Genomic DNA, 7199 nt, shown 5'->3' with positions numbered 1-7199 from the left:
CTGGGACTGCCACGGCCTGCCGATCGAATGGAAGATCGAGGAGGAGAACTACCGCTCCAAGGGCAAGCAGAAGCCCGACTTCCGCGATTCCGCCGCGATGGTCGCGTTCCGCCGGGAATGCCGCGCCTATGCGACGCATTGGATCAACGTGCAGCGCGAGGAGTTCAAGCGGCTCGGCATCATCGGCGACTGGGACCATCCCTATCAGACGATGAGCTATCCGGCCGAGGCGCAGATCGCCCGCGAACTGATGAAGTTCGCCGCCAACGGCACGCTGTATCGCGGCTCCAAGCCCGTGATGTGGAGCGTGGTCGAGAAGACCGCGCTTGCCGAAGCCGAGGTCGAATACGAGGACTACACCTCCGACATGGTGTGGGTGAAATTCCCGGTCACCTCGCCGGCGCATGGCGCGCTCGCCAATGCCTCGGTGGTGATCTGGACCACGACGCCGTGGACGCTGCCCGGCAACCGCGCGATCTCGTTCTCGCCGAAGATCGCCTATGGCCTCTACAAGGTGACGGATGCGCCCGCGGACAATTGGGCGAAGACCGGCGATCTCCTGATCCTGGCCGATGCGCTCGCCGCAGAGGTGTTCAAGCAGGCGCGCGTCACGTCCTATGAGAAGGTCCGCGATATTCCCGGCGACACGCTGGACGCCGTGGAATGCGCCCATCCGTTGCGCGGCTTTGGCGGCGGCTACGAATTCACCGTGCCGCTGCTCGACGGCGAGCATGTCACCGACGACACCGGTACCGGCTTCGTGCACACCGCGCCGAGCCACGGCCGCGAGGACTTCGACGTCTGGACGGCCAGCACCCGCGAGCTCGATGCGCGCGGCATCCCGACTGCGATCCCCTACACCGTCGACGAGAACGGCGCCTACACCGCGCAGGCGCCGGGCTTCACCGGCAAGCGCGTGCTCAACGACAAGGGCGAGAAGGGCGATGCCAACGAGGCGGTGATCAAGGCGCTGATCGAGGCCGGCAGGCTGCTGGCGCGCGGCCGCCTCAAGCACCAGTATCCGCATTCCTGGCGTTCCAAGAAGCCGGTGATCTTCCGCAACACGCCGCAATGGTTCATCGCGATGGACAAACCCATCGTGGACGCCCCGGCCAAGCCCGGGGCTATGGACATCGCGGAGAACGGCCACGCGAAGAAGGGCGACACGCTGCGCGCCCGCGCGCTGCACGCGATCTCGGTCACGCAATGGGTGCCGCCGGCCGGCGAGAACCGCATCAACGGCATGATCGCCAACCGCCCGGACTGGGTGATCTCGCGTCAGCGTGCCTGGGGCGTCCCGATCGCCGTGTTCGTGCGCGAGAACGCCGACGGCTCGGCCGAAATCCTGCAGGACGAGGTCGTCAACCAGCGCATCACCGAAGCGTTCATGGAGGAAGGCGCCGACGCCTGGTACATGGACGGCGCCCGCGAGCGCTTCCTCAGGGAGCGCGCGTCCGAGAACTGGAAGAAGGTCGACGACATCTGCGACGTCTGGTTCGATTCCGGCTCGACGCACGCCTTCGTGCTGGAAGACCGCCAGAACTTCCCGCAGCTCGGCAACATCGTCCGCAAGGTCGATGGCGGCAATGACACCGTGATGTATCTGGAAGGCAGCGACCAGCATCGCGGCTGGTTCCACTCGTCGCTGCTGGAAAGCGCCGGCACCCGCGGGCGCGCGCCGTACGACATCGTGCTGACCCACGGCTTCACGCTCGACGAGAACGGCCGCAAGATGTCGAAGTCGCTCGGCAACACCGTCGAGCCGCAGAAGGTGATCAAGGATTCCGGCGCGGATATCCTGCGCCTGTGGGTCTGCGCCACCGACTATGCCGACGACCAGCGCATCGGCCCGGAGATCCTGAAGAACACCATCGAGACCTATCGCAAGCTGCGGAACTCGATCCGCTGGATGCTCGGCACGCTGCATCATTTCAAGCCCAGCGAGAGGGTCGCCTTCGCCGAGATGCCCGAGCTCGAGCGGCTGATGCTGCACGAACTGGCCCTCCACACCGAGACCATCCGCGAGGCCTATGCCGCGTTCGACTACAAGACCGTGGTCGCCACGCTCGCAGCCTTCATGAACTCCGAGCTGTCGGCGTTCTACTTCGACATCCGCAAGGACACGCTGTATTGCGATCCGCCGTCCTCGGTGGCGCGCAAGGCGGCGCTGACCACGATCGACCTGCTCTGCGACGCGATCCTGAAATGGCTGGCGCCGATCCTCAGCTTCACCACCGACGAAGCCTGGCGGATGTACCGGCCGAACGCCGAGCCTTCGGTGCATCTCACGCTGTTCCCCCCAGGTCTCGAGCAGTTCCGCGACGACGCCCTCGCCGCGAAGTGGGAGACGATCCGCAACGTCCGCCGCGTCGTCACCGGTGCGCTCGAGCTCGAACGCGCCGCCAAGCGGATCGGCTCGTCGCTCGAGGCCTCGCCGGTGATCTACGTCGCCGACCGCGCGATGCTGGCAACGCTGTTCGACATCGATCTCGCCGAGGTCTGCATCACCTCGAACTACGAGGTGCGCGAGGGCGAGGCGCCGGCTAATGCCTTCCGCCTCGATGCGGTGCCCGGCGTTGCCGTGGTGGTCGAGAAGGCGGTCGGCACGAAGTGCGCCCGTTCGTGGAAGATCCTCCCCGATATCGGCGCGGATCCCGAATATCCCGACGTCTCGCCGCGCGACGCGCAGGCGCTGCGCGAATGGAAGGCGCTGGGGGTCACGGCTTGAACTCGCCCGTTCGCGCCGGTGTGCTGGCCGCGGTCATTACCCTGATTGCCGACCAGGCCTCCAAGCTCTGGCTGCTCCATGTCCTCGACATCGTGCATCACGCCCCGGTGCAGGTGACGCCGTTCTTCGACCTGGTGCTGGCCTGGAATCCGGGCATCAGCTTCGGCTGGTTCCAGAGCGAGACCCCGGCGGCCCAGATCCTGCTGATGGTGGTCAAGGCTGCCGCCGTGATCGCGCTGGCGATCTGGATGGCGCGCTCCCGGACCTGGCTTGCGACAGTTTCGCTCGGCCTGATCATCGGCGGTGCCATCGGCAACGGCATCGACCGCTTCGCCTATGGCGCCGTGGTCGATTTTGCCCTGTTTCATGTCGAGATCGGTGGAAAAACCTTCAATTGGTACATCTTCAACCTCGCCGACGTGGCGATCGTTGCTGGCGTGGCGGCCCTATTGTATGATTCCGTCATGGGGACCCCCGCCGTAAAAGCGCCCTGATCCCGGCCGATACGAGCCGGTCGGCGGTTGGCCTGCACCCAGCGGAACTGAGCGCTAAGCCAGTGACCGCCTTGGCGAATTTTGAGATGGGAATAGCGCGATGCGCAGCACCAAAGCCCGCGGTTACCTGATCGAGACCTCCCGGCTGCCGCTGATGCGCGGCCTGCGTCTGGCATTCGTTGCGGCCGGAATCGGCCTGGTCATGACGGCCGGTCCGGTGCGCGCCGGCGACGATGACGATGACGGCGATGACGGGCTGACCTTCGAAGAACGGATCGTCGACAATCTGATGACCGGTCTCGGCGCCAAGAGCGCGGCCAGCAAGGGCATCGACTACCGCGAGCGCTCGCCGCTGGTGGTGCCGCCCAAGCTCGATCTGCCCCCGCCCGCCTCCGCTGCCCAGGCCACCGCGCCGAACTGGCCGAAGGACCCCGATATCGCCGCGCGCAAGGCTGCGATCGCGGCGCGCAAGAAGGAAGTGAAGAAGGAGCCGTGGCAGTCAGCGGTGGCGTTAACACCGGCCGAGATCGAGGCGGGCCGCAAGCAGCAGACCGCCACCGACGGCCGGAAGGAGCCAATTGAGCCCGGCGTAAGCACCAATCCGTCGCTGATGCCGAACCAGCTCGGCTACACCGGCGGTCTGCTCGGCATATTCAAGGGAAACAGCAGCGAGTCCAAGCCGTTCAAGGGCGAGCCGACACGCGAGTCCCTGACCGAGCCGCCGCCGGGCTACCAGACGCCGTCCACGGGCTTTGCCTATGGCACAGGCCCGATGCTGCCGGTGGGAAAAGAGGGCCAGTATGACGTCATGACCGGAAAACCGGTGCAGTGATCGCTTGGCGTGATCTGTTGCCGTGACCTCTTGGCGTGATCGCTTGGCACTATCTCTTGGCGCGATCTCTTGGCCTCCGCGGGCGAAGGCTGACATGAGCAAAGCTTAATGCGGGGAGACCTGCGTCTCTCCGGTTCGTGACGACGGGCACGGGCGCGACCGTGTACGATGGCCTGCTTTCACGCCCCGGCCGTATGTCCGGGCTTTCATAAGGACCGTGATGCGCTCTCGCTCGATTGCCCTGTTCGCTGCCGCATTTGTTTCAACAATCCCGCTGACGGGCGCCAGCCTCCGCGCCCAGACCACCGTCACCTCGGAACGTCCCGCCAGCTTCACGCTCGACAACGGCCTGCAGGTCGTGGTGATCCCCGATCACCGCACGCCCGTCGTCACGCAGATGATCTGGTACAAGGTGGGCTCCGCCGACGAGACGCCCGGCAAATCGGGCCTTGCGCATTTCCTCGAGCATCTGATGTTCAAGGGGACCGCCAAGCACCCGGCCGGCGAGTTCTCGCAGACCGTGCTGCGCGTCGGCGGCAACGAGAACGCCTTCACCTCCAGCGACTACACCGGCTACTTCCAGCGCGTGCCGCGCGAGCAGCTGCCCACCATGATGGAGTTCGAGGCCGATCGTATGACCGGCCTGATCCTCAAGGACGAGAACGTGCTGCCGGAGCGCGACGTCGTGCTCGAGGAGTTCAACATGCGGGTTGCCAACAACCCGGATGCCCGGCTCACCGAGCAGATCATGGCCGCGCTCTATCTCAACCATCCCTACGGCCGGCCGGTGATCGGCTGGCACCAGGAGATCGAGAAGCTCGACCGCGAGGATGCGCTCGCCTTCTACCGGCGCTTCTATGCGCCGAACAACGCGATCCTGGTCATCGCCGGCGATGTCGACGTCAAGGATATCCGCCCGCTGGTCGAGAAGAATTTCGGCCCGATCCCGGCGCAACGTGCGATCTCCGAGAAGCGCGTCCGGCCGCAGGAGCCGACGCCGGCCGCGCCGCGCACCGTGACGCTGTCGGATCCGCGTGTCGAGCAGCCGAGCTTGCGGCGCTCTTACCTGGTGCCGTCGGCGACAACCGGGGCGGCAGGCGAGAGCCAGGCGCTCGATGTGCTCGCGCAATTGATGGGCGGCGGCGCCAATTCCTATCTCTACCGCGCGCTGGTGATCGACAAGGGCCTCGCAATCTCAACCGGCGCCGGCTACCAGGGCACCGCGCTCGATCCGTCGCAATTCTCGATCTCGGTGACGCCGAAGCCGGGCGTCGAGTTCGCGCAGATCGAGGACGCGATCGACAAGGTGATCGCCGACCTCGCGCAGAACCCCGCGCGCGCCGAGGATCTCGAGCGGGTCAAGACCCAGCTCATCGCGGAGGCGATCTACGCCCAGGACAACCAGGCAACGCTGGCGCGCTGGTATGGCGGCGCACTGACCACCGGGCTCAGCATCGACGACATCAGAAGCTGGCCGGATCGCATTCGCGCCGTCACCGCCGAGCAGGTGCGCACTGCTGCCGCCACCTGGCTCGACAAGAAGCGATCGGTCACCGGCTATCTGATCAAGGATACTGCGCCGAAACGCGAGGAGAAGCGCTCGTGACCTATTCCCTCACCCGCCGCGCGGCGCTGATCGGCGGCGCCTGCGCCGCGCTGCTGACGCTGTCCTCAGTGCCCTCGCAGGCCGCGGCCAAGATCCAGCGGCTGGTGTCGCCCGGCGGCATCGAGGCGTGGTTCGTGCAGGATGCGACCGTGCCGCTGATCGCGATGGAATATTCCTTCAGCGGCGGCGCCAGCCAGGATCCGCCCGGCAAGCCCGGCGTCGGCAATCTGGTCGCCGACCTGCTCGACGAGGGCTCCGGCGACCTCGATTCCAAGACCTATCATGAGCGGCTCGAGCGCCGCGCCATCGAGCTGAGCTTCGCAGCGAACCGCGATCAATTCCGTGGCTCGCTGCGCATGCTCAAGGACAACAAGGACGAAGCCTACGATCTGCTGCGGATGGCGCTGACCTCGCCGCACTTCGAGCCGAAGGACGTCGAGCGCATCCGCGCCCAGGTGATCTCGAACCTGCGCCGCGAATCGACCAATCCGTCGTCGCTGGCCGGCCGCAAGTTCCTCGAACTCGCATTCGGCGATCATCCCTATGCCAGGACGGCCACCGGCACGCTGGAGAGCGTGCCGACGATCGAGATCTCAGATCTGAAGGAATATACCCGCCGCATCATCGCGAGGGATACGCTGCGCATCGCGGTGGTCGGCGACGTCGACCCGGAGACGCTCGGCAAGCTGCTCGACAAGACCTTTGGCAGCCTGCCGGCGAAGGCCGAACTGACGCCGATTACCGACGTCGTGGCGACCAAGCCGCCGCAGCGCGCCTTTGTCCCGCTCGACGTGCCGCAGACCGTCGTTACCTTCGGCGGCCCCGGCATCAACCGGCATGACCCGGACTTCATGGCCGCCTATGTGGTGAACCACATCCTCGGCGGCGGCGGGCTGTCGTCGCGGCTCTACAAGGAAGTGCGCGAGAAGCGCGGGCTGGCCTATTCGATCTACGAATCGCTGCTCTGGATGGACCACTCCGCACTGTTCATCGGCAACACCGGCACCCGCGCCGACCGCGCCGGCCAGACCGTCGATGCGATCGATGCGGAAATCCGCCGCATCGCCGAGGACGGTCCGACGCAGCAGGAGCTCGACGAGGCGAAGTCCTATCTGAAGGGCTCGCAGATGCTGGCGCTCGACACCTCCTCCAAGCTCGCGCAGGCGATGCTGCAATACCAGCTCGACAAGCTGCCGATCGACTACATCGAGAAGCGCAATGCCATCGTCGATGCGGTGACGCTCGACGACGCCAAGCGGGTCGCCAGGAGGCTCTGGGGTAACGGCCTGCTCACCGTGATCGTCGGCCGCGCCCCGCAAGCCGCGGCGCAACCGGCGTCGGCGCCGCCAAAGGCGGACTGACGCGCTTCGGGGCGCATTCGCTTCCTCATACGCACCACCGTTGCGGCCCCCCTCTCCCCACCCTCCCCCGCAAGCGGGGAGGGAGCCTGAGAGGCGTGCTCACCTTACAGCGGGTCACAACTGGCGCGGATGCTTCGATTGGTGCAACGCTTCGATCGTCAGGGACGCATGAGCGGAC

General features: G+C 66.1%; 5 protein-coding genes. All 5 read left to right on the top strand.

The genetic code is table 11. The annotated features are described in order from the left end of the window. A partial coding sequence (gene ileS, locus H8A95_RS40705; RefSeq protein WP_229188134.1) for an isoleucine--tRNA ligase occupies positions 1 to 2728 on the top strand: 2728 nt, incomplete at its 5' end. Continuing rightward, positions 2701 to 3222 (top strand): signal peptidase II, encoded by a 522-nt coding sequence (lspA, locus tag H8A95_RS40700; protein ID WP_229188133.1) that lies wholly within the window; start codon positions 2701 to 2703, stop codon positions 3220 to 3222. The genes ileS and lspA, both read left to right, overlap by 28 nt. A gap of 100 nt (positions 3223 to 3322) precedes the next feature. Continuing rightward, positions 3323 to 4054 carry a hypothetical protein gene (locus tag H8A95_RS40695; protein WP_229188132.1) on the top strand — a complete coding sequence of 244 codons (732 nt, stop codon included), beginning with the start codon at positions 3323 to 3325 and terminating at the stop codon, positions 4052 to 4054. 220 nt (positions 4055 to 4274) lie between these two features. Continuing rightward, on the top strand, positions 4275 to 5660 hold the full coding sequence (locus H8A95_RS40690; RefSeq protein WP_233287399.1) for a M16 family metallopeptidase: 1386 nt from the start codon (positions 4275 to 4277) through the stop codon (positions 5658 to 5660). Then, positions 5657 to 7021 carry a M16 family metallopeptidase gene (locus H8A95_RS40685; RefSeq protein WP_229188130.1) on the top strand — a complete coding sequence of 455 codons (1365 nt, stop codon included), beginning with the start codon at positions 5657 to 5659 and terminating at the stop codon, positions 7019 to 7021. The genes H8A95_RS40690 and H8A95_RS40685 overlap by 4 nt, the downstream gene beginning before the upstream one ends. Positions 7022 to 7199 lie beyond the last annotated feature (178 nt).

Origin of the sequence: Bradyrhizobium oropedii, from assembly GCF_020889685.1 — a bacterium.
GTDB classification, from domain to species: Bacteria; Pseudomonadota; Alphaproteobacteria; order Rhizobiales; family Xanthobacteraceae; genus Bradyrhizobium; species Bradyrhizobium oropedii.
This window is presented reverse-complemented; position numbering and strand designations above follow the sequence as displayed.

Excerpts from the sequence above, each read along its gene's own strand:
- lspA (WP_229188133.1), top strand. The coding sequence starts at position 2,701 with ATGGAAGGCGCTGGGGGTCACGGCTTGAACTCGCCCGTTCGCGCCGGT.
- H8A95_RS40690 (WP_233287399.1), top strand. The coding sequence starts at position 4,275 with ATGCGCTCTCGCTCGATTGCCCTGTTCGCTGCCGCATTTGTTTCAACA.
- H8A95_RS40695 (WP_229188132.1), top strand. The coding sequence starts at position 3,323 with ATGCGCAGCACCAAAGCCCGCGGTTACCTGATCGAGACCTCCCGGCTG.